We start from the raw sequence: 24,599 nt of genomic DNA, 5'->3' as shown, positions 1-24,599 counted from the left end.
TAATAATGAACGCCACACATACCATTTCAGATAAAACGGCTAAACGGGTTTTTAACATAAGTTGTATAGCGCTTATCGTTACTGCCATGACCTTTGCTATTCGCGCAGGCATTTTAGGAGAGTTAGGCCAACAATACGGCTTAAGCGGCAAAGAGCTGGGCTGGATAGCCAGCATGGCCTTTTTAGGTTTTCCTTTGGCAATGATGTTTGGTGGGGCTTTGTATAATGCTATAGGTGCCAAACTTATCGTTTGGTTAGCATTCATTGGTCATGCCTTAGGTTTGATCTTAACCATTGTGGCCGATGGCTTTTGGGGTTTGATGATTTCAACCTTTTTAGTGGGGTTTGCCAATGGTTTGGTCGAAGCAGGCTGTAATCCTATTATTGCCCAGTTATTTCCTGATAATAAAACCACCATGTTGAACAAGTTTCACGTTTGGTTCCCAGGCGGTATCGTAATAGGCTCATTAGTTTCCGCCGGTATGACGCAATTAGGTTTAGGTTGGGAAGCGCAAGTCGCCACCATGTTAATCCCTACTGCAATTTACGGTTTCTTGATGCTTGGTTTTGAGTTTCCTGAGCTAGAGAGCGAAGTAGACTCCACCAGCGGCAATTTAAAAGCCTTGGTTAATCCAATCTACATCTTTTTAGCAGTATGCATGACCATGACTGCAGTCAGCGAATTTGGTCCGGGGCAGTGGATTAATCAAATACTCAGTGCATCAGGTGCCACCCCTATGCTTATTTTGGCGCTAATTACTGGGATCATGGCCTTAGGTCGATTTTACGCAGGTCCCTTAGTCCATAAACTTAGTCCTCCCGGGGTGTTGTTTGTGTCAGCAATATTAGCAAGTTTAGGCCTTTTCTTAATGACCCAGTTACAAGGTACGGCCGTGTATTTTGCCGCGGTTGTGTTTGCCTTAGGCATTACTTACTTCTGGCCAACCATGATTGGTTGTACCAGCGAATACACGCCCAAAACAGGGGCCCTAGGTATGTCACTAATGGGTGGTGCAGGTATGTTTGCTATGGGCATTTGGAACCCTATCATCGGCGGTTGGATAGATTCAGCCACGACAGAAGCGCAAGCGGCGGGCCTTACTGGTAATGAATTAGTGTTAGCATCAGGCCATGCAGCCTTAAACAATTTAATTGTATTCCCTCTGGTGTTAATTGTAGCTTTTGGTGGGTTCTATTGGTTTATGCGTAACAAACAGCCCCTATCTGCACACCATGAATAAGGAAAACCTTATGTCAACGCATCAAGATAAAGTCATTCCGAATATGTCGCTGCCTGCTTCACGGCGTCAATTATTAAAAAATATTGCAGTCAGTGCGGCGGGCGCTGGATTGCTGTCTCACACATCTTTTTCAAACGCGCTAGAAATGACGTCATCAACATCAACTGATACCCCGCTTAAGGGCAATGTACTTCACTCTGTTAGTCGCTGGACTTACGGTGATTTATCGATCGCAGAATTATGCCAAACCGTTAAAACCTTGGGTTTTAACGCCATCGATTTAGTTGGCCCAGAAGACTGGCCCACGCTTAAAGAATTTGGCATCGACTCTTCTATGTGTAATGGCGCAGAACTGAATTTGACCGATGGTTGGGGCGATTCACAATTCCATGCCCAGCTTATTGAACGTTATCAGCGCCATATTGATTTGGTGGCCGATGCGGGTTACACCAACTTGATTTGCTTCAGTGGCAATAAGCGGGGTATTGATCCACAGGTCGGCTTGCAAAATGCTGTCAAAGGGCTCAAACACATTATGCCTCACGCTGAAAAGCGTGGTGTTGTTATCCAAATGGAACTGTTCAACAGCAAAGTCGATCATCCCGACTATTTTGCCGACAATTCTGCTTGGGGTATTGAGCTATGTAAGCAATTAGGGTCAGACCACTTTAAATTGTTGTACGACATTTATCATATGCAAATCAATGAAGGTGACATCATTCGCACCATCAATGAAAACCATCAATATTTTGGCCATTACCACACCGCGGGCGTGCCTGGTCGACATGAAATCGATGATTCACAAGAGCTGTTTTACCCCGCGATTGCTCGCGCAATTGTCGCGACAGGCTTCAAGGGCTATCTAGCTCAAGAGTTTATTCCAACCCCAGCCGACAAAGCAGGCAAAATTGAGTCACTGCGTCAGGCTATTCATATTTGCGATGTGTAAACATGTCTGAATTGCACATTCATCAAATGAAACTAGCAGATTAACTGAGAAAATTTATGGCAAATAATAACTATGATGCAATCGTTGTCGGCTCTGGCATCAGTGGCGGTTGGGCGGCAAAAGAATTAGCAGAGAAAGGCCTTAAGGTATTGATGCTCGAACGAGGCCGTAACATTGAACATATTAAGGATTACACCAATGCCTTTCATGAGGCCTGGGATTATCCTCACCGAGGTTTAGCGACCCAGCAAATGAAGGCTGATTTTCCTAAACTCGCTCGCGAATATACCCTCAACGAGCCAACGCAAGGTATGTGGGCCACGGACAAAGAACATCCTTATACAGAGGTGAAACGCTTTGACTGGTTTAGAGGTTATCACATGGGTGGGCGCTCTTTGTTATGGGGACGTCAAAGCTACCGCTGGAATGCAGAAGACTTTACTGCCAACGCGAAAGACGGCATTGCTATTGATTGGCCAATTCGCTACGAAGACTTGGCGCCGTGGTATGACTATGTTGAAAAATTTGCCGGTATTGCAGGCACTAGAGAAGGTTTAGACGTTCTACCAGATGGTCAGTTTTTACCACCTGTACCATTAAATATGGTTGAAAAAGACGTGGCCAAACGCATCGAAAAAGCCTACAAAGGCATGCGTCATATGATCCACAGCCGCACCGCCAATATTACTCAAGCCATGCCTGAACAAAACCGCGTAGGCTGTCAGTATCGCAATAAATGCTGGCTAGGGTGTCCGTTTGGCGGGTATTTCAGTACACAGTCTTCTACGCTTCCTGCTGCCATGGCTACCGGAAATTTAACCGTTCGTCCATTTTCCATAGTCACCCAAGTGCTGTATGACAAAGACAGTAAAAAGGCGACGGGCGTTGAAGTTCTCGATGCCCAAACGAATCAAACTTATGTTTTTACCAGTAAAATTATTTTCTTGAATGCCTCTACTTTGAATTCCACTTGGATCATGATGAATTCCGCTACCGATGTGTGGCAAGACGGCTTAGGTTCAAGCTCTGGCGAACTCGGCCACAATGTGATGGATCATCATTTATCAGTAGGCGCGCAGGGCACCGTAGAAGGATTTGAAGACAAGTATTACTCCGGTCGTCGGCCTTGTGGCTTTTATATTCCAAGATACCGCAATTGGGGGAGTGACAAACGTGATTATGTACGTGGTTTTGGCTACCAAGGCTCAGCATCTCGTTCGAATTGGCAAAGTAATGTGGCTGAATTAGGTGTGGGTGCTGACTTTAAAAATGCCCTGGCCGAGCCAGGTGCATGGAATATCGGCATGGGCGGTTTTGGCGAAATTCTACCCGATCACAAAAATAAAGTGAGCTTAGACAAATCCGTAAAAGACAAATGGGGCTTGCCAGTGCTGTCGATGGATGCGGAGCTACAAGCAAACGAATTGCGCATGCGTAAAGACATGAAACAAGATGCCATGGATATGTTAGAGGCGGCTGGGGTTAAAAACATTCGCGGATGGGATGGTGAATCCCCCATTGGTAAAGGCATTCATGAAATGGGTACTGCTCGGATGGGCAAAGATCCAAAAACCTCCGTACTCAATAAGCACAACCAAGTGTGGGACGCACCAAACGTATTTGTTACCGATGGAGCCTGTATGACTTCAGCATCATGCGTTAACCCATCTTTGACTTATATGGCAATGACCGCACGAGCGACGCATTTTGCGGTAGAAGAATTGAAAAAGAGGAATCTATAATGGAGAGACGTAATCTACTCAAAATGATCGCAGCGGCCACTGGGGTTGCGATGGTAGGCGGTAGGGCTTTTGCCTATGAACTTCACAGCCCTGTGCCTTTATCTTCAACAGTATTTTCATCAGATGATGTGATGTTATTTAATGAGGTTGCCGACGTAATTATCCCTCGCACTGATACCCCAGGAGCTAAAGATGCCAATGTCGGTTTGATGGCACTCATCTTAGCCAATGATTGTTACACCCAAGAGGAACGTAGCGCTCTAGTTCAGGGTTTAGTGACTATTGATCAGCAGGCTCAGCAGCGTTTTGGAAAGCCCTATTTATTGCTCGACACCGCGCAAAAGCTGCAATACATAACGCAGTTAGATGAGGACGCTAAGCGAGCTAATAACCAGCAAGAGTTGTTCTATTTGTCGTCTAAACCCTACGATAAGGATCGTGATGAAAACGCCGCAACGCCACATTTTTTCACTTTGATAAAACAACTCACCCTGTTTAGCTTTTTTACCTCAAAGTTAGGCGCTACCGAAGTGCTGCGTTTTGAGGCTATTCCGGGTAAATACAATGGAGAATTAGATTACAAAAAAGGTGATCGAGCCTGGGCAACGTAATCTACAGATGACGCTATATGACGAGCCAAATATATAAAGTAAAGGTGAAAACATGAAAAAATTACCCATAGCAGTAGCCACAATCGGTTTGCTTGCTAGCACAAGTTATATAACAGTTTACGCGAAAGAAAAGGCCCTAGAACCCTGGCAAGAAGCGGAAAAAACTGAAGTCTGGAGCCCTGTTCCTCCAATTGTGAGTACCCTGCCCGGTCAAGTCCCTTCTGATGCTATCGTATTGATTGATAGCCAAAACTTAGATCAATGGGAAACGCTAGACGGTGGTGTGCCAGAGTGGACCATTGATAATGGCAAAGTTACCGTCAAACCCGGAACCGGTGACATTAAAAGCAAACAAGCATTTTGTGACGTGCAATTGCATATGGAATGGCAGGTACCGCAACCCTCAGCTGACATGAAGGGCCAGCAACGTAATAACAGCGGCATTTTTTTTCAACAACGTTATGAAATCCAAGTATTAGATTCTTATAACAATCCTACTTATTCCAATGGCCAAGCAGCGTCGGTTTATAAGCAAACCATTCCTTTAGCCAACGCCATGCGTCCGCCGCAAACGTGGCAGGTGTATGACATCATCTATAAAGCACCACGCTTTGAAGGGGAAAAGCTCAGCACGCCGGGTTATGTGACCGTGATTCATAATGGTGTAGTTGTGCAAAATCATACGGAAATTCAAGGTAGTACTGAATGGATTGGTGCGCCTAAATACGTGGCCCATGGTTGTGCCCCATTGCAATTGCAAGATCATGGCAACTTAGTCAGCTTCCGCAATATGTGGGTTCGTGAATTGTAATTAAGCGAGCAGAAAAATAATCGCCAGTGGCTAAACTGGCGGTTTATTTTCTACTTCTGAGCCACAACTTGGCTTTAATTTTTGTTGCGCGCCACGGTGTTTGCGGAAGACGCGGAGCAACCGTAGTAAGGTGTTCATACTCACTAGTACTTAAGTTTACTTCACCAGAGTGGGCTAACCACAACGCATCGAGCTGCATACCAATGACCTTTTGTAACGAAGCGCGATATTGATTGGGATGGAATACAGGAAAGGGCGGAATAAAGCGATTTTTTACCTTAACAATTAAATCTGCTACATACATACGATTACTCGGTATGTGCAATAAAGAGATATCTCTATCGGTATGACCTGGTGTTGTGACCGTTAGCCACTCAGCAAAGTAAGGTAAGACCTCACCATCATTCAACTCAATATCAGGGTACAAGAATGGTGAATACCACAAATTCTTCCGTGGCTTACCCAAGCGACCTGCAACCCAACCCGCTAATAACAAGTCAGTGAGATGCAATAAACGCCCCCCCACGCCCCGATACCAATGTGTAGTGGTTTTCGCCGACGCAATTTTACAGCCTGTCAACTCCCGCAACTTATGTGCAGCACCTGCATGGTCAGGGTGCATATGAGTGACAACAACCAATTTCAAGTCATTAAATGGACGGGACAACTCTTCAGTAATAAAAAGTTTAAGCATGTCAATATCAGCTCGGCAACAGCCATCAAGAAGCAACAGCCCTTCAGGATATTCGACTAAATACACACACTGTATGTAGCCTTGTAGCTGATGTAATTTCAAAAGGTATTATCGACTCTCAGTAACGTTAGCTTGCTTTTCAATGTACTCTATGGCTTTTTGCAAACTTCCAAAAGCATTAATTAGATTTTGACGTCCCTTTTGCATTAATTCTGGATTATCTTTTTCGGACATCATCCAAACCCATGTTCGTATCAATGACTCAGGCGGTATTTTATGCATAATGACTTCCCACGTAGATAGGTGACAAAAGTGATTCTAAGGCGCCATTATATAATGTACACCCAGGTCATTCGAGTACACTTTTTAATAAATTCAATCACTTGGGTAATAATTACGCCCAATTTGAGCATTTATTTTAATTAAGGGATAAGCACACTTCATCTTATGAAAACAGAAAATATAAAAGTCGTTGTCGGTTCACTCAATCCAGTGAAAATTAATGCAGCGAAACAGGCTATTATGCAGTTTTTTGAATTAGAACAGCTTGATTGCCTAGGCATAAACGCACCCTCAAACGTGGCTGCTCAACCCATGAGTGCGGCAGAAACGCGTTTAGGTGCAATTAACCGCCTTAGCTACTGTCAATTGCATCATCAGGCTGATTATTATGTTGCTATTGAAGGGGGTGCAGATAAGTTAGAAGATGGTCCCGTTACCTTTGCTTATATCGCCATTGCTGACCAACAGCGAATGTCTGTAGGGCGCAGTGCAATGTTGCCATTACCGCCCATAGTGTATCAAGCCTTAGCAGCGGGTGAAGAGCTTGGGCCCGTAATGGACCGTCTATTTAATACTCACAATATTAAACAAAAAGGCGGCGCTATAGGCTTATTAACTCGAGGATTAGCAACTCGTGAGGGAAATTATACCCAAGCAATAACACTCGCCTTGGCACCATTTTTACACCCAGAACTTTTTCCTTACGATAATACGTAATTGTCCCCTAAACTTATGTTTATCGCAGCAAAATGGGGCAACAGAAACAGCTACAAAATGCATTACTACGTGAGTCAATGGCGATACCTTTTTCTGTCGTTAACTATAAATTTCATATGTGAACTTTTCAACAAAAAGGAATATGGTCAAAATATGGCTGTGCGTTTCAAAAAAGAGACACATTTAAGAACAAAATAAGGTAAATTCTGCAGCAATACGTGTTTACATGGGCAATTTGTTAAGGATACTTGATGTGGATAAGCACACTTACTTACAAGAAAATTAATTACCCATCTTTACAATTTTTTTAATAAGAAACAAAATGATAGGCTTATAAAAAGCTGGTAATTATTATTTCTATTCGTATTAAATAAAATAATAAATTATTATCCATGTGCGTTGAAGGCAGTTAGAGCGAAGTATCAATTACCATGTTTAAATTAGCAAAAGAAACGTTTCTGAATTATTTGCTGTTAACCGATGACGCAGATACCGAACACGGTATTGAAAAGTGGCGAGTCAGTGCGCTTCGCATCATGATAATAGTAGGCTATTCCTTATATAGCCTTGTGGCTATTCACAGCAGCATCAGTGCCCAACAAGTTGGATTTTATGTTGTTTTGCCTCTCACTCTTGCCTTTTATGTCATGGCTGGCATACAGCTCTGGTTGTCAAAACGGCACTACCATATCAGCGCGTATAGCCTGTTATTTAGTATTGTTGCCGCAGCCATTGCCATCAATACCATAGTAAAAATTCCCATCCTTGCCATGCTAGGTCCTGTTTTTGTTTTTTCATTGCCCTTGGCCGCCTTTATTTTATTAGGAACTAAGGCTGGAATGATTTGCATGGTGCTAAACATTATTCCATTTATTGGCCTATTGAGTGGCTTTCAGTTAAATCAATTTATCGACAACCACGTTTTGCTCGATTATGCCAATGCCTATATCGTTTCAATCATTTTTGTATTTTTTAATATTTGTTCTCCTCTTGCCGTGGCCAGAGCAAGTGTTGCCGCTAAGCGCCTAAATGCAAAAATCAGCGTACAAAATCGAAACTTGCAACGAGAGAAAGAACTGTATCGCACCCTATTTATTGATACCGAAGTCGCGCAGCTTGTGGTGTCGAATACGAGTGTGGTCACTGAAATGAATCAGGCAGCTGAAAAACTACTGTTTTGCCAGTTTACATCGCTACGAGCCCCAGTTTCACTCTCAACTATTTTGTCCGACCTAGCTCTGAATGATAAAAATGAATGTGTCATCAATAGAACAACCAATGGCAGAATGAAGACCTTCAAAGTATCTCGCAGTGTGTTGCTGCAAGACGGCTACTATTTTTTGACGATTCAAGACGTGACGGCATCTGTTATGTTGCACAAAACATTGACAGCACAGGCCCTCTTGAGCCGTCAGCAAAGTGTAAAAGATAATGGAGGGCTGGCGAATCGTACTTGGCTTGAAAACAAACTCAAACAGCAGTTAGATAATCCTCAAAGTAATATTTGTATCGCGGCATTTAAAATTAATAACGCGCAATTTATCGAACAAAAATTTGGTGTGCAATATTTGGCCTTGCTGGTGAAAAAACTCGCCGAACATTGGAAAGCTAAAACGCACATTAGTGCATCGATAGGCTCAGTAGAAAAAGATAACTTAACTATCATCACTGAACTATCCATGGTTGACGCTCATAGTTTTATGCGATCTTTTGTCGAGTTACTGCCCAAAAACATTTTAGTTAGTGAGCATAAACTTCCTTTAGACTTTAAAGTGGGCATGGCTTTTTCTGATATTAATGAGCGAAATCCAGAAAAATTAATTAATAACGCGCTCTACGCTGTCACATCAAGCACGGCTCAAATCAGTTTGTATGAAACCACCAGCTTAGAACGATTTATTGAACATCAAGAGATCAATATACTTCTAAACGAAGCGATTATTAATAACGAACTGAGTGTGGTATATCAGCCTAAAGTAAAAGGCGATGGTCGCTTAGTCGGTATGGAAGCCTTACTTCGCTGGCATTCTCCTATACTCGGATTTGTCTCTCCTTCAGTGTTTATTCCTATCGCAGAAAAGTCAGGACTGGTCGCCTTAATTACGCAGTGGTTAATTACCGATGTGTGCCGACAAATTGCAACTTGGCAAAAGGCGGGGCTAAATGTTGTGCCCATTGCCATTAATATTTCAGGGCCAGACCTTGATCAAGAATACTTCCATGAACATCTCGTTAATACGCTCGTTGAACATCGGATCCAGCCACAGTTATTAGAGCTTGAGTTAACAGAATCAGCGCGCAGCTTAGATAACAGCAAAGCTTTAGCCACAGCCCGTTATTTATCTAACTGGGGCTTTTGTATTACTTTGGATGATTTTGGTATTGGCTATTCTGGCTTATCTAAACTGGTTTCATACCCTGTTAAACGAGTGAAAATTGACCGACAATTTATCAAACAGATCCATGTAGATGAACGCAAAGCCAAGGTAGTAGAAGCGATCATGGCCATGTGTAAAGTATTTAATATCGACATATTAGCTGAAGGTGTCGAAGAGTTTGAAGAGGTAGATAAGCTGCTCTACTTGGGCTGCACTACTTTTCAAGGTTATGTGTTTGCTAAACCTTTAGCGGTTGAGCAAGCGAGTCATTTACTAACCGTAGGTAATGTGTTTGCCTTTAAACAAAGCCAAACTGTGTCTAAGCCCTAAAAGACTTATTGTCTGGCTTAAAAAGCGCGCTAAAGTTAAGACTAACGGACACACCACGACCATCAGCTAAATTACTGATTTCTATATCGCCACCATGGTAATTTGCGATGATTTTTGCAATATACAAACCCAGACCAAGATGAGTCTGGTCGCTATGTTGTTTAGCGCGAATAGAAACCATTGAATCGAACAGTTGGTCCTGCATCTTTTCAGGCAAGCTTTGCCCTAGATTGGTAATACTTAGGTGTAGAGATCTATCTGAGCAACTCAATTTAACAGCAATTAAGCTCCCTGGTTGACTGAAATCACAGGCATTCGCAATGATTTTATCGAGCATTTGGGCGAACAGTTCCGCTGAACCTGACAACAATGTGGGCAGCTTACTTTTGTTTTCAAGCTCAAAGCTAAATTGTCGTTCTGGGTAAATATACCCATAGCCTTGTACACATCCCTGCAAAACGAGCTGCACATCAAAAGGTTCTCGCTCATCGCTTTGAATTGCTTGCTCTAAGCGGCTTGCCTCACTCATATTCGTTAGAATTTTACTTAATCGCGTGATCCCCTCTTTCGCTCTATCTAAGTATTGCTGACTCTCCCTACTTAAGGATTCAGAGCTGAGATTTTCTAGTGATGAATTAACGATGGCCACGGGTGTGCGTAACTCATGAGATAAACGCGCAGCCATGTTTTCTAAGTAGGCATTGTATTGACCCAATTTGCTTAATACATGGGTAAATGTGCGCGACAAATCCCCGATTTCATCGTGGGCGAGTGATGGCACAATTTGTCCAACAATTTTACCATGGTTATCAATGGCACCTTCGGTTTCATCACGCAATTTACGGATACGCCAAGAAATACGCGAGGCCATTAAAAATAAAGCGAAGGTGCCAATTAAGATAACCGCTAAAAAGTAGTGAAACTGCTTTTCTAGTGCCTTATTTCGCAGGGTTCGTATGCCGTTGGTGGTTTGCTCCACCACAACCGCTCCCATGACTTTCTTATCAATAAAAATGGGATGAGCAGCAGATAAAATTACCGCTTTACTATCAGCACTCAAACGCCACAACGAACTGGGGGTGCCGGCTAATGCTTGACTGATATCTTGTCCTTTTAAGGCATACGCATCTTGTAAATCATCTACAAAATCAGCTGGCGGCTTGGTTAAAACCTGATAGTAAAGTGGAAGCAACCACTCACTTTCAATATAGGTCCACACACTTTTTTTGCCTCCAGTGTCGGTATTGCTTTGCACACCCGACGACCGTTGAATTTGTCCGGAACGAGCGAGTACACGCATGTGATTGTCTACTACCCACACTCGAGCATTAGAGTACTGCAAGCCTTTTAAAATATTTTCTATTTCCGGAGAGGGCACTAATACGGTACCTAAGGAATCCACTTGCGAAGTATTGGCCGTCCCTATCATGTTTTGTACCTTACGAGTCACAGAATCATCTACATCGACGATAGCAAAAGCAATTTTACTCGACATCATTTCTAGCGGAAAACGCAGCTCAATGACATATCCGTCAGATGTATTCCGCCATTGCCCTTGAATACGCGTCTCTAATTTGTCAGGAAGCAATGATTCTGAGGCATCTTTGAGTAAGTAAGCATTTACCCACCCCGCTTTAAATGGAGCCACAATGTAACGTTGAAACCGGCCGAGTTCGTCTGTCATGGCGATTTGTAAATGATCATTGCGATCAATACGCAAACTGTTAGAAGGGCGCATCACCACTTGATCATCTACAACCTTAAACATGGCATACAAATAACGATCATACTGGCCTACCATATGGGTAAAACTCAGGCTAGCAGGTTGATACGTTTGCACTGGGTCAATTAAGTATGCGGCGCCATATTCCAACATTAGATGTTGATAATCTTGCCAATCATCAAGTTGTCCATCAAGCTGGATAGGATACGCAATCTTGTAAGCATATAAGTCGGTGCCAGCTTTAACATCGGTCAAATAGGCTGATTGTGCGTCAAATAAGGCAGGTCTTTCATGTAATGCTGTAGCCACTGCTCGAGCAGTACCCACCATGGTTTGTTCTTGGCCAATGCGCAAGTAGCTTTCTAGCTCCCAAACATATTGATAACCCAACCAGGGAATCGCAAATAAGAAGGAAGAAAAAAAGACCAACTTAAGGCGGATACCAATACGAAGTTTAGCCATCGATATAGCCTTTTATAACTAACTTTTCCACCGGTACCCCATGCCGTAAACCGTTTCAACCCGATCGAAATCAGCATCGATTAGCATGAATTTTTTACGAATACGTTTGATGTGGGAGGTAATGGTCGTGTCATCAACCACCATTTTAGATTCGTCCATCAGTTGCTGACGACTTTTCACGTGACCAGAATATTTGGCAATGGCGTGGAGCATCCAAAATTCTGTGACCGTCAATTCAATAAGCTGATTTTTCCATCGCACCGTCATCCTTTTGCTATCCATGCTCAAGTCACCACACTGAATAAGATCGGTGGCACTTTGCGGTTGATTGAGCAGTTCGGTCCGTCTAAATAACGCGGCAATACGAGCCAATAGGTGAGGAAAACTAATATCTTTGGTTAGGTAGTCATCGGCCCCCATACGCAAACCGCAAATAGTATCGTAGTCATTATCTCTGGCGGTAAAAAAGATGATAGGCAGTGTTTTAGACATAGAACGCAATTGTTGGCAAACAGCAAAACCGCCATCTAACTCATCTTGCAAGCCAATATCAATCAAGGCTAAATCAGGCAATCTGCTCGCAAAAGCTTGTTCTGCCACCTTACGATTAGCGTAGGCAAGCACTTCATATCCCTGTTTATTTAGGGCGGCTACATAGTTTTCTCGAAGGGCTTGGTCGTCTTCAACCAAAGCAATACGTTTTGACATGAACTTTCTCAGTTAACGGCTTGCTCGCACTATATCGTAAAAAAACGTATTTGTTAGTAGTGCAACGCCTCCCACACGCAAAAGCCATTTTTTCGCCACAATTGCCCTCAACATTGCCACTTTCTCTCCCCTAATTAGCCAACTAAACGCGCTTTACTACTTAGGAATCCCCACAAGTCATAAGGAAACAGAAGATGAAAAACACAGTAATAAAAACAGGTATTTCAGTCGCCATAAGTGTATTGCTTTGCGCGCAAGCATCAGCAAGCTCAGTAGATGCAACTGAGGAGAAAAATAATGAGTTAATTGGTTTAGGTTCAGGTGTATTAGTGGGAACTGCCGTAGCAGGTCCTTTAGGGGGGATGGTGGCAGGCATCTTCGGCTTATTGATTGCTGATGATGTGAACTCAGATAAAAAGCTAGCAGCTTCTAGACACCTAATTGCACAAAAACAGCAAGCCCTGTTTGTACTGCAACAACAAGTAGATGAAGCTGACGCCCGAGCCGCTATTTTAATGGCAACCTTAGATAAAACCTTAGATCAAGCGAATCCAGACATTGTCACCAGTATTCAATTTAAAACGGCTTCTTCTGAGCTCGAGCAACACTATAAAAGCGAACTCGATTTACTCGCTGCGAGTTTACGACAAAATCCTAAATTGACGGTGAAGCTTTCAGGTTATGCCGACCAACGCGGAGACTCTGAATTTAACCAAGTCCTCTCAGAACAACGCGCTTTATCAGTGAAAAACTATTTACTTAGCCAAGGAGTGGCTGAGAAACAACTCATTTCACACGCTTATGGTGAGTCCCAATTAGTTAGTCGCGGTACTGAAGTTGAGGATAATTTTTTCGATCGCCGCGTTAGCTTAACGGTGTCAGATGACATCAATATTATGACTGCTGCCCAACCCTAAGCCTATCAATCACAGCATAAACCTTAAGAGGTAGCCCATGGCGCCAGTCACTAAATTTGCCAGCATTTTGTTAGTTGCACTGGCACTTGGGGCACTGCAAATAGCAGTGCCTTCCTTCAACCCAAAAAATTTGAAACATCCCGAACTTATTGAATTACCTGCCAACACCGGCAGTTGGCAGGTTGCAAATTATCAAGAGGCTCAACGAGGCAGCTTATTTTTTGACTCAGATAATACCCAAGAAAGTGGTCTGCGACTGAGCCCTAGCCTAAGCACAAAAGCCACCATTAAGGTCAGTGGTGTCGTTGCTAGGACGCAAATACGCCAAACATTTCATAATAGCAGTAATGAATGGGTCAACGGCTTATATGTCTTTCCGTTACCTGAAAATGCGGCGCTTGACCATCTACAGATGCAAATAGGCGAACGCATCATAGAGGGCCAAATAAAACCCAAACAACAGGCTAAACAGATATTCGAACAAGCTAAAAAAGAAGGAAAAAAAGCCAGTTTAATAAGCCAACAGCGGCCTAATTTATTTACAAATTCAATCGCAAATATTGGCCCAAATGAAAAAATAGTAATCAGTATTGAATATCAACAAACCATCGCTTACGAGCACGATGCTTATCAATTGCGCCTTCCACTGACAATTACACCACGTTATTTGCCGGCACCCAAAACCCATGACGTGAGTCAAGCGACTGAACTTGAACACGCTCACTATCAAGCGCCAGAAAACCTAGTGGAAGACATTGATATAGACATAAGGCTGGATTCTGGTGTCGCAGTTAAAAACATAAGCAGTGACTTTCACAAGGTAAAAACTCAGAAAATCGCTGAGGGTGAATACCGTATCCGCTTAGACAAACGCATCATAGCAAATCAAGACTTTGTACTACGGTGGCAACCTGAATTACACCCCCAGCCACAAGTGGCACATTTTCAGCAGAGCGTGAACGGCAAACAATATGGCTTGGTGATGGTTTATCCTCCACTAAAAGATTCGGCAGATAGTTCAACTACATTAATCAGTAGAGAGCTTATCTTTGTTCTAGACACCTCAGGCTCTATGTCGGGTGCGTCGTTAACTCAAGCTAAACAAGCGCTGCTATTGGCCTTAAGTGACTTAAAGCCTGAAGATCACTTCAACATTATTGAATTTAATAGCTTTGCGCACAAATTGTGGGAGCAATCCAAACCCGCAGAACTTGCAGCAATTACTCAAGCTCGAAATTTTATTGTCAATCTCAGTGCCGATGGAGGTACGGAGATTGCCAGTGCGCTGGAATTGGCTTTTGCGAATCAGCAACAATCAAAAAGGCTAAGGCAAATTGTGTTTATTACCGACGGAAGTGTGGGCAATGAAGAAAGCCTCATGCAATTAATTTCTGAAAACCTGCAAAGCTCACGTTTATTTACTGTGGGGATCGGCAGTGCACCCAATAGCTATTTTATGACTGAAGCCGCTAAGATGGGTAAAGGCACTTACACCTATATTGGCTCTATTGAACAAGTAAAAAGTCAAATGTTGACTTTGTTAAGCAAGCTTGCTCATCCCGCGCTAACGGATATTCATCTTTTAGTTGGCGACAATATGTTGGTTGAAGCGTCGTCAATCGAGCTTTACCCGAATGTCATTACTGACCTGTATCTTGGCGAGCCTTTAATTCTCAGCTATCGCCAAGACCCAAATGAAGCACAAGCCGGTGCGCTTCAAACTATGAGCTTGCTGGGGCGCTTTGCTAATGAACCATGGAAAAGTGAGTTAATCACGACAACAGCTCAACCACAAGCGGGTTTAAATGTATTGTGGGCAAGGCAAAAAATAGCGCAATTAAGCCGTAATCAACGAGCTGCAATGCTAGATAACTCCAGCCAAGAGCAGCTGGATAAAATTGAGCAAGAGCTCACACAAACCGCCTTAGAACATCATCTGGTGAGTCAATATACCAGCCTGATTGCAGTGGATATCAGCCCTTCTAAACCCACTCATATACCTGCCCATGACATGCAAACGCATAATCACGTGCCTAAAAATAGCCCATTAAGCGCTTCACTTGCCCAGCTACCTCAGACTGCCACCACGGCTGAGCTTAACATCCTGCTTGGTAGTCTTTTAATAGGAGGCGCCCTATGTTTACTGGTGTTTTGCCGCAAATCCGTATAAATCCTAAACAGCGTAGCTATCTGTTTGCTATTTTAGGGGTGGTAGGCCTCTATCAATTGACCTCAGGGCTGTGGATATTTGTTAAAGCGCATGTAGCGCAATATCTAATTGCTTCGGCATGGCAGGCAACATTGCTTGATCAGCAAGCGCATCGCCCCTGGTCGTGGGCAGATACGTATCCGGTTGCTGAGCTGTCAATTGGTGCGCAGCATTGGTATGTGCTGGCTGGGGCAAATGGGCGAAACTTAGCCTTTGGCCCCACACATTTAAGTGCTAGCCCTTTACCTGGAGAACGGGGCAACACTGTAATAGTGGGGCACAGAGATACCCAATTTAACAGTCTAAAAACGTTAAAAAACAAAGATACTATTAAGGTGGCCCACTTAAATGGCAGTACAACCTATCAAGTTACCGATCGGCAGATCATCCCAGCGGCGTTGCTCGGTACATCGACATTGCTAAATCAAGAACAATTTATCCAGCCAAGCCTGACCCTGATTACTTGTTATCCGTTCGACAGTATTACGCCTAATCCTAGCCTGCGGTTTGTGGTCAATGCGGTAAAAATAGGCGATTAGTGAATAGTCCTGTCTTCTAAAACAGACATCTTCATTAATAAATGCAGGTTTAATTTTAAATAAACTAAATTAATGTAACGTTATCAATAAGCTATAAACATGGAATGATTTTCGCTAAGCTGCTCAAATCTTTCATTTTATCGATTGTTAAGTGATAGTTTTAAGAAAAAACTTTTTCGTAAGGCAAAGTCGCTTACACTGGATACGCACGATAGATAAATCAAACCACAAGGAACACATATGAAAATCACTAAAAATAAAATCGCCGTATTGTTATTAGCTGCACTTCTAGGAACAGTTGCGTGTACAGAAAATCAAAAAGAATCAGCTGCAGAAACTAAACAAGAAGCCTTAGTTGAACTAGAAAAAGCCAAAGATAAAACGGTAGAAATGGCAGAAGACGCTTCTGACGAAGCCGGTGACATGTATGAAGACGCTAAAGATTCAGCCTCTGAAACCTATGATGAAGCGAAAGACAAAGCTGAAGACATGGTTGATGCGAGTAAAGAGAAAGCTGCTGAGTTAAAAGACAGCGCAGCTGAAAAGTTAAAAGAAGCCTGTATTGCAACCAAGAAAAAAATGGGTGGCGATCCCGCAGATTGCGAATAAATACAGCCGTCTCTTAAAACAGACAGTTGTATAGATTCAAAAAAGGCAGCTAAGCTGCCTTTTTATTTGCCTAGATTTACCCCTTGATTCAGCAATACTAAGCTTAAGTGGGTCGAGTAAAATTTTGCTTCGCTTCTTGAACAACACCTCGAATAGCACAATCTTGTGCGTGATCATTAATCAAACCCACAGCCTGCATAAACGCAAATAAAGTGGTGGGGCCCACAAACTTCCAGCCACGCTTTTTAAGTTCCGCCGCCATGGTGATAGATTCGGCCGAGGCAGTCATGCTTTGAGGTGAATAACGATTATCGGCAACCTCGAAACGCCAGAAAAAGTTGGCTAATGAGCCACATTCAGCAAGCAGTTCTTTGGCACGCTGAGCATTATGAATAACCGCAGCGATCTTTCCTGAGTGACGCACAATGCCGGGGTCTTCCATCAAGCGTGTGACATCTTTTCCATCAAACAGTGCCACTTGGTTAAAATCAAAGTGCGCAAAGGCGTTACGAAAGTTTTCTCGTTTTGTAAGAATGGTGCGCCAACTTAAGCCTGACTGAAAACTTTCTAGGCAGAGTTTTTCAAATAAACCTCGATCATCTTTCACTGGCATGCCCCATTCTTGATCATGATAGGGAATAAACGCATCTGTCTGCGCACACCAGCCACAGCGTATAACGCCATCTGAACCCAGAGTGGAGTTGCTCATCTACCATTCCTCTTGCGTTGTCTAAATAAATTAACTGCTCGCGATGGTGCTTTAACAGTCCTTATTTAGCAGACAGATTTTGCAAACTATCAAGTTCTAGTAGGGGCGCTGCATCAATGTCTTGGGCATCCATCATGGAGGCCAATCGCTGCATGGTGGCCACCAACTGAGTTTGCTCCCATTCAGCTAGCGTTTCAAAGCGTTTAATAAAATGCTCTTGCAAGGGCGTGGGCGCACCGCTTATGGCATCGAGTCCCTTGGGGGTAACGTATAAACCGACTTTGCGTTTATCAACCGTGGAACGCTGCCTAATTACTAAGCCCCGCGGCTCTAGTCTGTCTAAGATACTGGTAACAGTAGCCGAACTGAGATTAATGCTTTGTGCAATATCTTTGACCATCACGTCTTCGCGTAAAGCAATTTGTTGCAGTACTAACAGTTGTGGGCTGGTCAGCCCGGTATCTTTGTTGAGCTTTTTTGAATACATATCAATCGCTCGGATAACTTTTCGCAGCGAGATCAACAGTTCTTCATATTTCTTCATATCACTTTATCTACTTCAATTTTCAAACTACTGCTGACAATTATAAACCTTATTCGAATGAAGATAAATTTAGTTTGACCTCTAACTAATATAAATATTCACAATAAAACTAAGGCATAAATTGTACGTAATATAATTCATTCTAAATGCCTAAAAGCGCTTTAACGACAGACTCAAAACTTTTTATATAAATCCTCTGTATATATAAAAAGTTAGAACACTAAACATTTTTAATCGTTTTAGTTTATAATGCTCAACATTCATGCACTAAAAGTGCATATTTCGTGAATAAAACCTTACTCCATGCAAAAACGAATGACTAAATGAAACTGACTTCTAGTCGTGGGCGTAACAAAATATAAGGAACAAAATGGACAATATGAGTTACATCACCCTAGCACTGTATTTTTTAGCAATGTTAGGCATAGGCTTGTTTGCTTACAAGAATTCTACCAGCGATATGTCTGGTTATTTATTAGGTGGCCGAAAAGTGAGCCCCCAAGTAACGGCTTTATCAGCCGGTGCTTCTGATATGAGCGGATGGATGTTGATGGGCCTACCAGGTGCCATGTTCGCGGTGGGGTATGAAACCATTTACATCGCTATTGGTTTAACCCTTGGTGCTTTAATCAACTATATCATCGTCGCACCTAAACTCAGAGTTTATACCGAGGTCGCTAATGACGCGCTTACCCTACCGGAATTTTTCGCGAAACGTTTTGATAATCCTAAGGGCTCAATCAGAATCATTTCTGCGGCTATTATCGTGCTCTTTTTCACCCTATATACCTCAGCTGGATTAGTGGCTGGTGGCAAATTATTTGAATCTGCATTTGGCTTAAGCTACCACCTTGGCCTCGTTATCACCTTAGGTGTGGTGGTTTCATATACCCTACTAGGAGGCTTTTTAGCCGTGAGCATGACCGATTTTGTGCAAGGCTGCATTATGTTTCTTGCGCTGATTTTGGTACCCGTCGTGGCATATTTAAAGTTCGATGGCGTAACCGAATTAAATCACTTTGCTCAAATGTCTATTCCTACTTTTTCAGCGTCTATGAGCGACCTAGGCTTCTGGGCTTTGGTGTCGAGTTTAGCCTGGGGGCTAGGTTACTTTGGCCAGCCTCATATCATCGTAAGATTTATGGCGATTCGCTCGGTGGCTGATATTAAAGTGGCGCGTCTTATCGGTATGAGTTGGATGAGCGTGACCATAATAGGCGCCCTTGCTACTGGATTAGTTGGCGTTGCTTACGCCAATAAATTTAATCTAACGGTAGAGGATCCAGAGACCATCTTCATTTTATTTTCTAACTTACTCTTTCATCCCCTGATTAGTGGATTTTTGATGGCAGCCATCCTTGCCGCCATCATGAGCACAATCTCTTCGCAGTTATTGGTCTCTGCCAGCTCTTTAACTGAAGATATTTATCGACTCAAAGCGGGCAAAGAGGCCACTGAAAAAGAATCAGTAAGAATCGGGCGCTACGGGGTCGCAGGTGTGGCGATAATAGCGATGCTATTAGCACTTGATAGTTCTAATAGTATTTTGTCGTTGGTTAGTAACGCATGGGCCGGTTTTGGCGCGGCGTTTGGTCCTTTGGTGTTATTCAGTTTGTATAAAAGAGACCTGAGCCATACGGCTGCCGTATGGGGCATTATCACTGGTGCTCTGACGGTTCTATTCTGGATCTACGCACCGGTATTCAGTGATGGCAGTACCTTAAGCAGTGTTGTGTATGAAATTATTCCCGGCTTTATCTTGAGCAGCATAGTGATCTGGCTGATTAGCCAATTCAGTGCAGCGCCAAGCCAAAACACAATCACTTTATTCAATAAAACAAATCAAATTTTAGCGGAGCAAAAGTAATGGTTGATATTAAAAGCACTAATTTTAAATGGCAACGAGTCGTCATTAAAGTCGGCAGTGCATTAATAGCACCCGACCGAAAAGGCGTAAGTAGCCGATATTTATTGGGCATTGCACAATTTATTGTGCGCTGCCGTGAGATGGGCGTGCAAGTCGTGTTGGTCTCTTCTGGCTCAGTGGCTGCTGGCTCTCATCTATTCCCCAACATTGACAAACCTAGCGTGACCGTTAAAAAGGCGATGGCGGCAGCGGGTCAAACAGAAATGATCGGAATCTGGAACAATCTATTTGATTTTCCTACGGCGCAAATTTTAATGACTCATGGCGATCTGCGAGACAGAGAGCGCTATGTGAGTGTAAAAAATACCATCGTGAACCTTCTCGATAACGGAATTTTACCTATCATCAATGAAAACGATACGGTAACAACTGACAAATTACGGGTAGGCGATAACGACAATTTATCAGCAATGGTTGCCGCCGCATCTGATGCTGATGTGCTTATCATTTGTTCAGACATTAATGGTCTATATGATAAAAACCCACGGACCAACAGTGATGCGGTGCTTGTACCGGTAATTAATGAAATTAACAAACATACCTATGCCATGGCAGGCTCAGAAGCAGGTTTATTGGGAACCGGCGGTATGCGAACTAAAGTCGAAGCGGCAGAAAAAGCCACTTCACACGGTATTGACACCTTTATAATTAATGGTTTTTCTGAGACCGCATTTAACCAGTTGTTAGCCGGACAAAATCCTGGTACTCACTTTTTATCCGTACCAAAGCCCATGAAAGAGCTCGTGCATTGGATGACTTACACCTCTGACGCACAGGGTGAAGTCGTGGTTGAAAATGATTTTGAATTTGGCTCTGACATTCAAAGTGAGTTACTAACCAGTGAAGCGATTGCCGAAGTAAGAGGCCAATTTACCGTAGGCGACACAGTACTTATCACTAAAAAAGATGGGACTAAATTGGCTAAAGCAGCTTCCAATTACAGTAGCTGTCTACTCAGCTTTATTGCTGATCAAGAAGACGATAGTTTTGCCACTGATTTTCAATCAAATACCGGCTCAATAATATCGTCTAAGAACATGGCAATGCTGGTAAATAAGACCGTTTAACGCGTCAGTTTAGGGTTTGGTTAAGTGAACACCTGACTACTAGCCATTACTTAGGCGGACCTCAAATGAGGCCCGCCTTTATTTTAAGGCGACTGCAGCCTGTTGATTCATCCTGAGCAAGGGATAAATCAGCACAAAGTAGTGATTTGTATTCATTCCAAAGATACCATGGGGTGTATAATTTTTGCAGATAACCTTGATTAATTAAAAGTAAACGGCATATAGCATGCTAGTGATAGCCTATGATGGCTATTTACGCTATTCATCTTCTGCACCATCTTCATCACGCATAGGCAAAAACAATGTTTGCACTCGATATAAAAGGGTTAACTAAAACCTATAAAAGTGGCACAAAAGCCTTGCATGGCATCGACCTGCAAGTGAAACAAGGTGACTTCTTTGCTCTACTCGGCCCCAATGGTGCGGGTAAATCTACTACCATAGGCATTATTAGCTCACTGGTAAACAAAACTAGCGGCGAGGTTAATATATTCGAGTATTCTCTTGCTAGCCAAATGGAATCAGCCAAAGCATGTATAGGTTTGGTACCGCAAGAGTTCAACTTTAACCAGTTTGAAACTCTACTGCAGATTATGTTGAATCAAGCTGGTTATTACGGCGTGCCACGCAGCGTGGCAAAACCACGGGCTGAAAAATACCTAAAACAATTAGACTTGTGGGAAAAACGCAACTCAGCAGCAAGAACACTTTCAGGTGGGATGAAACGACGCCTGATGATAGCTCGGGCCTTAATGCATGAACCCAGAATGCTCATTCTTGATGAACCAACCGCTGGCGTCGACATCGAAATACGCCGTTCTATGTGGACCTTTTTAAAAGCCATTAATGAGCAAGGTGTCACCATAATCCTGACGACACATTATCTCGAAGAAGCCGAAATGCTGTGCCGAAACATCGCTATTATTGATAAAGGTGTCATAGTTAAAAATACCAGCATGAAATCTTTATTAGCTACCTTAAATGTAGAGACCTTCGTATTTGACCTTTCAGAGAACGTAAGTTCTTTAAACTTATCTGGCTTTGATTATCGTTTGATTGATGATCACACCTTAGAAGTCGACGTGCACAAGGAAGCCAACCTTAATACGGTTTTTGAACAATTAACTGAACAGCGCATTCATGTGCTGAGTATGCGTAATAAATCAAACCGCCTAGAAGAGCTTTTTGTTCGCTTAGTCGAATCAGGCCGCAACCCAGTCACAGGAGAAATCGCAAATGGCTAATCGTAATTTTGTCGCTTTACGCACCATTTGGATTAAAGAATGTACGCGTTTCCTACGTATTTGGGTACAAACCCTGCTACCCCCTGCGATTACAATGAGCCTGTATTTTGTTATTTTTGGTAACCTCATTGGCAGCCGCATCGGTCAAATGGGCGGGTTTAGTTACATGGAGTTTATTGTGCCTGGTCTCATCATGATGGCGGTCATTACAAACTCTTATTCCAATGTATGCTCGTCGTTTTATAGTGCCAAATTTCAACATAATATTGAGGAAATGCTGGTAGCGCCCGTGCCTAACTGGGTCATCATTGCGGGATTTGTCGGTGGTGGTGTAGCCAGAGCCTTGCTAATCGGCATTATTGTCACATCAGTATCTTTATTTTTTGTCGATATCAAAATACATAACTTAGCCTTTATCATTATCACCCTAATATTAACCGCAGTGCTGTTCGCTACGGCAGGGCTTATCAACGCGATTTTTGCCAATAGCTTTGACGACATTAGTATTATACCAACCTTTATTTTAACCCCGCTCACCTACCTTGGCGGCGTGTTTTATTCGTTGTCTATGTTGCCTGAATTGTGGCAATGGGTAAGTAAAGCCAATCCCATTGTGTATATGGTGAATGGTTTTAGATACGGATTTTTAGGCGTATCTGACGTGAATCAATACGTGTCGCTGGGTTTATTAATAGGCTTTAATGTCATACTACTAAGTGTCGCTTATTCATTAATCAATCGCGGTGTGGGCATTCGCAGTTAATATCATTTTACGGTCACAATAGTTGTAGTTATGCAAAAACTAGCTCGCAGTATCGACACCAATCAAGCAGGTGTGCACCAAAATCTGCAAAAAGTAGTAGAGAAATATTTAAATAGCCACTCACTCAAGCCGCTGTCTGCTCATACGCAGGCAGCGTTTATGACTACCAAAGAGTGGTTGGGCCCATGGCAAGGCGAATTGATATTTGATTCTTGCTGTGGTGTAGGTGAAAGTACGAGTCTGATCGCTAGCGCCCACCCTCATGCAAAAATTATCGGCATAGATAAATCCGCCGCCAGAATCGACAAACATCACTCCTATGCCGGAGATAGCAGTAATTATTTATTAGTGAGAGCGGATTTACATGATTTTTGGAGACTAGCGGTTCTTGAAGGTTGGCAGTTATCCAAACACTTTATTTTGTACCCTAATCCCTACCCTAAATCCTCTCAATTGCAGAATCGTTGGTATGCTTCCTCAGCTTTTCCTGACATCCTTAAATTAGCAGGTCAACTTGAAGTACGAAGCAATTGGCAGCTATACATTGAAGAGTTTAAATTGGCCCTAAAAGTCGCAGGAATCAAAGCATCCACCCAAGCATATAAAGCTGACACCCCAATGACCCCTTTCGAACGAAAGTATTGGCACAGTGGTCAATCTAGTTGGCAATTACTCGCCAATTTATTACAAGATTAACTATTCTATTTCAGATTTGGGGAGGCTGATATAAAACCCTTGAGCGTACTGAAAACCCCATTGCTGAATTAACTCGAGCTCATTTTGTTGCTCAAGATGTTCAGCAATTAAAGTAATCTGGTTTTGTTCCGCCAGCAAAATAAAAGCCTGCAAGGCCTGTGATAGCACACCATCCGTCTGTGATTTTTTAATGTCTCTCACTGAAATTTTAATGGCCTCTACAGGTAAATTGAGTAAGTGCGTCAGGTCTACATCAAAAGGATCTAGCTGATCCAAGGTAAGACTAATATTTAAGGCTTTAAATAAGCCCGCAAATTCATTGAACAACTGTGGGTTTTCAACTGCGTTTTTGGCGGCTATTTCAATCGAAATACGGGTAGGATTGGGATAGTCCTGTAATTGATTTTGAACAAACTCAGCCATCTCAGGGTCGAGCATATCTTGCAAGCTAAGATTAATGCTCCACGCCATGTTGATGTAACGAAAGTAATTAGCACTGCCATTAAAAATGTTATAGGTCAATTTTGCTTTTGAATGACGACGCTCGACCAAGTATAAAAGCTCAGTAGGCACAAAAGATTGCTGTTCTATGTTGATAAAGCGGGCTAAACATTCATAGCGCCACACGGTATTGTTATGTAAGTCGAGAATGGGCTGAAAATACGGAACGACCTGCTCCAAACTAAAATCTCTAATAACATGAGATACTTGCATACTGACCTTAATT

23 protein-coding genes are annotated in these 24,599 nt (G+C 42.8%); 16 read left to right on the top strand and 7 right to left on the bottom strand.

The features are described 5' to 3' along the window. Positions 1 to 5: 5 nt before the first annotated feature. Genes NWQ57_RS06490 through NWQ57_RS06470 form a run of 5 tightly spaced genes read left to right on the top strand, consistent with a single transcriptional unit; the run spans position 6 to position 5,354 of the window. Positions 6 to 1,241: a sugar MFS transporter gene (locus tag NWQ57_RS06490; protein ID WP_306021323.1), complete on the top strand. Its 1,236-nt coding sequence runs from the start codon at positions 6 to 8 to the stop codon at positions 1,239 to 1,241. Between the two features lie 10 nt (positions 1,242 to 1,251). Next, positions 1,252 to 2,190, top strand: coding sequence for a hydroxypyruvate isomerase family protein (locus NWQ57_RS06485; RefSeq protein ID WP_372340896.1), 939 nt, complete (start codon positions 1,252 to 1,254; stop codon positions 2,188 to 2,190). Positions 2,191 to 2,246: 56 nt separating this feature from the next. Further along, the gene (locus NWQ57_RS06480; RefSeq protein ID WP_306021322.1) at positions 2,247 to 3,932 is read left to right on the top strand and encodes a GMC oxidoreductase; all 1,686 of its coding nucleotides are present in this window, start codon (positions 2,247 to 2,249) and stop codon (positions 3,930 to 3,932) included. Next, positions 3,932 to 4,543, top strand: coding sequence for a gluconate 2-dehydrogenase subunit 3 family protein (locus NWQ57_RS06475; protein WP_306021321.1), 612 nt, complete (start codon positions 3,932 to 3,934; stop codon positions 4,541 to 4,543). The genes NWQ57_RS06480 and NWQ57_RS06475 overlap by 1 nt, the downstream gene beginning before the upstream one ends. Positions 4,544 to 4,595: 52 nt before the next feature. Next, entirely contained in the window at positions 4,596 to 5,354 is a 759-nt protein-coding gene (locus NWQ57_RS06470) for a DUF1080 domain-containing protein (RefSeq protein ID WP_306021320.1), read from the top strand. A 43-nt stretch (positions 5,355 to 5,397) separates the two neighbouring features. Here the strand turns inward: NWQ57_RS06470 and NWQ57_RS06465 are convergent, their stop codons facing one another. Together NWQ57_RS06465 and NWQ57_RS06460 are read right to left on the bottom strand one after the other, a co-directional pair. Beyond that, positions 5,398 to 6,150, bottom strand: a complete 753-nt coding sequence (locus NWQ57_RS06465; protein WP_306021319.1) for an MBL fold metallo-hydrolase — start codon at positions 6,148 to 6,150, stop codon at positions 5,398 to 5,400. A 6-nt stretch (positions 6,151 to 6,156) separates the two neighbouring features. Beyond that, the gene (locus NWQ57_RS06460; RefSeq protein WP_306021318.1) at positions 6,157 to 6,330 is read right to left on the bottom strand and encodes a hypothetical protein; all 174 of its coding nucleotides are present in this window, start codon (positions 6,328 to 6,330) and stop codon (positions 6,157 to 6,159) included. A 165-nt stretch (positions 6,331 to 6,495) separates the two neighbouring features. On the opposite strand from NWQ57_RS06460, the gene yjjX reads away from it, so the two are divergent. Together yjjX and NWQ57_RS06450 are read left to right on the top strand one after the other, a co-directional pair. Then, a complete protein-coding gene (gene yjjX, locus NWQ57_RS06455) occupies positions 6,496 to 7,047 on the top strand; it encodes an inosine/xanthosine triphosphatase (protein ID WP_306021317.1) in 552 nt (183 codons plus the stop codon). Positions 7,048 to 7,478: 431 nt separating this feature from the next. Then, positions 7,479 to 9,755 (top strand): EAL domain-containing protein, encoded by a 2,277-nt coding sequence (locus tag NWQ57_RS06450; RefSeq protein ID WP_306021316.1) that lies wholly within the window; start codon positions 7,479 to 7,481, stop codon positions 9,753 to 9,755. Here the strand turns inward: NWQ57_RS06450 and pdsS are convergent. After that, positions 9,745 to 11,940 carry a proteobacterial dedicated sortase system histidine kinase gene (pdsS, locus tag NWQ57_RS06445; protein WP_306021315.1) on the bottom strand — a complete coding sequence of 732 codons (2,196 nt, stop codon included), beginning with the start codon at positions 11,938 to 11,940 and terminating at the stop codon, positions 9,745 to 9,747. The genes NWQ57_RS06450 and pdsS overlap by 11 nt on opposite strands. A gap of 18 nt (positions 11,941 to 11,958) precedes the next feature. Beyond that, positions 11,959 to 12,648 carry a proteobacterial dedicated sortase system response regulator gene (gene pdsR / locus NWQ57_RS06440; protein WP_306021314.1) on the bottom strand — a complete coding sequence of 230 codons (690 nt, stop codon included), beginning with the start codon at positions 12,646 to 12,648 and terminating at the stop codon, positions 11,959 to 11,961. Positions 12,649 to 12,842: 194 nt separating this feature from the next. On the opposite strand from pdsR, the gene pdsO reads away from it, so the two are divergent. From pdsO to NWQ57_RS06420, 4 genes are all read left to right on the top strand, one after another. Beyond that, positions 12,843 to 13,565, top strand: a complete 723-nt coding sequence (gene pdsO, locus NWQ57_RS06435; RefSeq protein WP_306021313.1) for a sortase-associated OmpA-like protein PdsO — start codon at positions 12,843 to 12,845, stop codon at positions 13,563 to 13,565. A gap of 37 nt (positions 13,566 to 13,602) precedes the next feature. Next, positions 13,603 to 15,735 carry a marine proteobacterial sortase target protein gene (locus NWQ57_RS06430; RefSeq protein WP_306021312.1) on the top strand — a complete coding sequence of 711 codons (2,133 nt, stop codon included), beginning with the start codon at positions 13,603 to 13,605 and terminating at the stop codon, positions 15,733 to 15,735. After that, positions 15,702 to 16,313, top strand: coding sequence for a class GN sortase (locus NWQ57_RS06425; RefSeq protein ID WP_306021311.1), 612 nt, complete (start codon positions 15,702 to 15,704; stop codon positions 16,311 to 16,313). Before NWQ57_RS06430 ends, NWQ57_RS06425 begins: the two co-directional genes overlap by 34 nt. A gap of 240 nt (positions 16,314 to 16,553) precedes the next feature. Beyond that, positions 16,554 to 16,922 (top strand): hypothetical protein, encoded by a 369-nt coding sequence (locus NWQ57_RS06420; protein WP_306021310.1) that lies wholly within the window; start codon positions 16,554 to 16,556, stop codon positions 16,920 to 16,922. 103 nt (positions 16,923 to 17,025) lie between these two features. On the opposite strand, the gene NWQ57_RS06415 is transcribed toward NWQ57_RS06420, so the two are convergent. Continuing rightward, positions 17,026 to 17,631, bottom strand: coding sequence for a DNA-3-methyladenine glycosylase I (locus NWQ57_RS06415; RefSeq protein ID WP_306021309.1), 606 nt, complete (start codon positions 17,629 to 17,631; stop codon positions 17,026 to 17,028). Positions 17,632 to 17,692: 61 nt separating this feature from the next. Continuing rightward, positions 17,693 to 18,175, bottom strand: a complete 483-nt coding sequence (locus NWQ57_RS06410; protein ID WP_306021308.1) for a MarR family winged helix-turn-helix transcriptional regulator — start codon at positions 18,173 to 18,175, stop codon at positions 17,693 to 17,695. A 370-nt stretch (positions 18,176 to 18,545) separates the two neighbouring features. Here NWQ57_RS06410 and putP point away from each other — a divergent pair, with 370 nt between their 5' ends. The 5 genes from putP (at position 18,546) to NWQ57_RS06385 (ending at position 23,872) form a co-directional block, all read left to right on the top strand. Further along, positions 18,546 to 20,042: a sodium/proline symporter PutP gene (gene putP / locus NWQ57_RS06405; protein WP_306021307.1), complete on the top strand. Its 1,497-nt coding sequence runs from the start codon at positions 18,546 to 18,548 to the stop codon at positions 20,040 to 20,042. Then, positions 20,042 to 21,169: a glutamate 5-kinase gene (gene proB / locus NWQ57_RS06400; protein ID WP_306021306.1), complete on the top strand. Its 1,128-nt coding sequence runs from the start codon at positions 20,042 to 20,044 to the stop codon at positions 21,167 to 21,169. The genes putP and proB overlap by 1 nt, the downstream gene beginning before the upstream one ends. A gap of 302 nt (positions 21,170 to 21,471) precedes the next feature. Further along, entirely contained in the window at positions 21,472 to 22,413 is a 942-nt protein-coding gene (locus NWQ57_RS06395) for an ABC transporter ATP-binding protein (protein ID WP_306021305.1), read from the top strand. Then, positions 22,406 to 23,176: an ABC transporter permease gene (locus tag NWQ57_RS06390; protein WP_306021304.1), complete on the top strand. Its 771-nt coding sequence runs from the start codon at positions 22,406 to 22,408 to the stop codon at positions 23,174 to 23,176. Before NWQ57_RS06395 ends, NWQ57_RS06390 begins: the two co-directional genes overlap by 8 nt. 30 nt (positions 23,177 to 23,206) lie before the next feature. Then, a complete protein-coding gene (locus tag NWQ57_RS06385; protein WP_306021303.1) occupies positions 23,207 to 23,872 on the top strand; it encodes a tRNA (guanosine(46)-N(7))-methyltransferase TrmB in 666 nt (221 codons plus the stop codon). On the opposite strand, the gene NWQ57_RS06380 is transcribed toward NWQ57_RS06385, so the two are convergent. After that, the gene (locus NWQ57_RS06380) at positions 23,873 to 24,586 is read right to left on the bottom strand and encodes an EAL domain-containing protein (protein ID WP_306021302.1); all 714 of its coding nucleotides are present in this window, start codon (positions 24,584 to 24,586) and stop codon (positions 23,873 to 23,875) included. Between the last annotated feature and the right edge of the window lie 13 nt (positions 24,587 to 24,599).

The sequence above is a fragment of the Paraglaciecola sp. genome, from assembly GCF_030730205.1.
GTDB lineage: Bacteria > Pseudomonadota > Gammaproteobacteria > Enterobacterales > Alteromonadaceae > Paraglaciecola.
Note: the sequence above shows the minus strand (reverse complement) of the source record. Positions and strands in the feature narration are given on the sequence as shown.

What these genes read in the sequence shown, in the direction of transcription:
- NWQ57_RS06395 (WP_306021305.1), top strand. Translation starts at nt 21,472, where the DNA reads ATGTTTGCACTCGATATAAAAGGGTTAACTAAAACCTATAAAAGTGGC.
- pdsO (WP_306021313.1), top strand. Translation starts at nt 12,843, where the DNA reads ATGAAAAACACAGTAATAAAAACAGGTATTTCAGTCGCCATAAGTGTA.
- NWQ57_RS06475 (WP_306021321.1), top strand. Translation starts at nt 3,932, where the DNA reads ATGGAGAGACGTAATCTACTCAAAATGATCGCAGCGGCCACTGGGGTT.
- NWQ57_RS06415 (WP_306021309.1), bottom strand. Translation starts at nt 17,631, where the DNA reads ATGAGCAACTCCACTCTGGGTTCAGATGGCGTTATACGCTGTGGCTGG.
- NWQ57_RS06390 (WP_306021304.1), top strand. Translation starts at nt 22,406, where the DNA reads ATGGCTAATCGTAATTTTGTCGCTTTACGCACCATTTGGATTAAAGAA.
- NWQ57_RS06410 (WP_306021308.1), bottom strand. Translation starts at nt 18,175, where the DNA reads ATGAAGAAATATGAAGAACTGTTGATCTCGCTGCGAAAAGTTATCCGA.
- pdsS (WP_306021315.1), bottom strand. Translation starts at nt 11,940, where the DNA reads ATGGCTAAACTTCGTATTGGTATCCGCCTTAAGTTGGTCTTTTTTTCT.
- NWQ57_RS06385 (WP_306021303.1), top strand. Translation starts at nt 23,207, where the DNA reads ATGCAAAAACTAGCTCGCAGTATCGACACCAATCAAGCAGGTGTGCAC.
- NWQ57_RS06490 (WP_306021323.1), top strand. Translation starts at nt 6, where the DNA reads ATGAACGCCACACATACCATTTCAGATAAAACGGCTAAACGGGTTTTT.
- NWQ57_RS06470 (WP_306021320.1), top strand. Translation starts at nt 4,596, where the DNA reads ATGAAAAAATTACCCATAGCAGTAGCCACAATCGGTTTGCTTGCTAGC.
- NWQ57_RS06380 (WP_306021302.1), bottom strand. Translation starts at nt 24,586, where the DNA reads ATGCAAGTATCTCATGTTATTAGAGATTTTAGTTTGGAGCAGGTCGTT.
- NWQ57_RS06450 (WP_306021316.1), top strand. Translation starts at nt 7,479, where the DNA reads ATGTTTAAATTAGCAAAAGAAACGTTTCTGAATTATTTGCTGTTAACC.
- NWQ57_RS06430 (WP_306021312.1), top strand. Translation starts at nt 13,603, where the DNA reads ATGGCGCCAGTCACTAAATTTGCCAGCATTTTGTTAGTTGCACTGGCA.
- NWQ57_RS06425 (WP_306021311.1), top strand. Translation starts at nt 15,702, where the DNA reads ATGTTTACTGGTGTTTTGCCGCAAATCCGTATAAATCCTAAACAGCGT.
- pdsR (WP_306021314.1), bottom strand. Translation starts at nt 12,648, where the DNA reads ATGTCAAAACGTATTGCTTTGGTTGAAGACGACCAAGCCCTTCGAGAA.
- NWQ57_RS06485 (WP_372340896.1), top strand. Translation starts at nt 1,252, where the DNA reads ATGTCAACGCATCAAGATAAAGTCATTCCGAATATGTCGCTGCCTGCT.
- NWQ57_RS06420 (WP_306021310.1), top strand. Translation starts at nt 16,554, where the DNA reads ATGAAAATCACTAAAAATAAAATCGCCGTATTGTTATTAGCTGCACTT.
- yjjX (WP_306021317.1), top strand. Translation starts at nt 6,496, where the DNA reads ATGAAAACAGAAAATATAAAAGTCGTTGTCGGTTCACTCAATCCAGTG.
- NWQ57_RS06460 (WP_306021318.1), bottom strand. Translation starts at nt 6,330, where the DNA reads ATGCATAAAATACCGCCTGAGTCATTGATACGAACATGGGTTTGGATG.
- putP (WP_306021307.1), top strand. Translation starts at nt 18,546, where the DNA reads ATGGACAATATGAGTTACATCACCCTAGCACTGTATTTTTTAGCAATG.
- NWQ57_RS06480 (WP_306021322.1), top strand. Translation starts at nt 2,247, where the DNA reads ATGGCAAATAATAACTATGATGCAATCGTTGTCGGCTCTGGCATCAGT.
- proB (WP_306021306.1), top strand. Translation starts at nt 20,042, where the DNA reads ATGGTTGATATTAAAAGCACTAATTTTAAATGGCAACGAGTCGTCATT.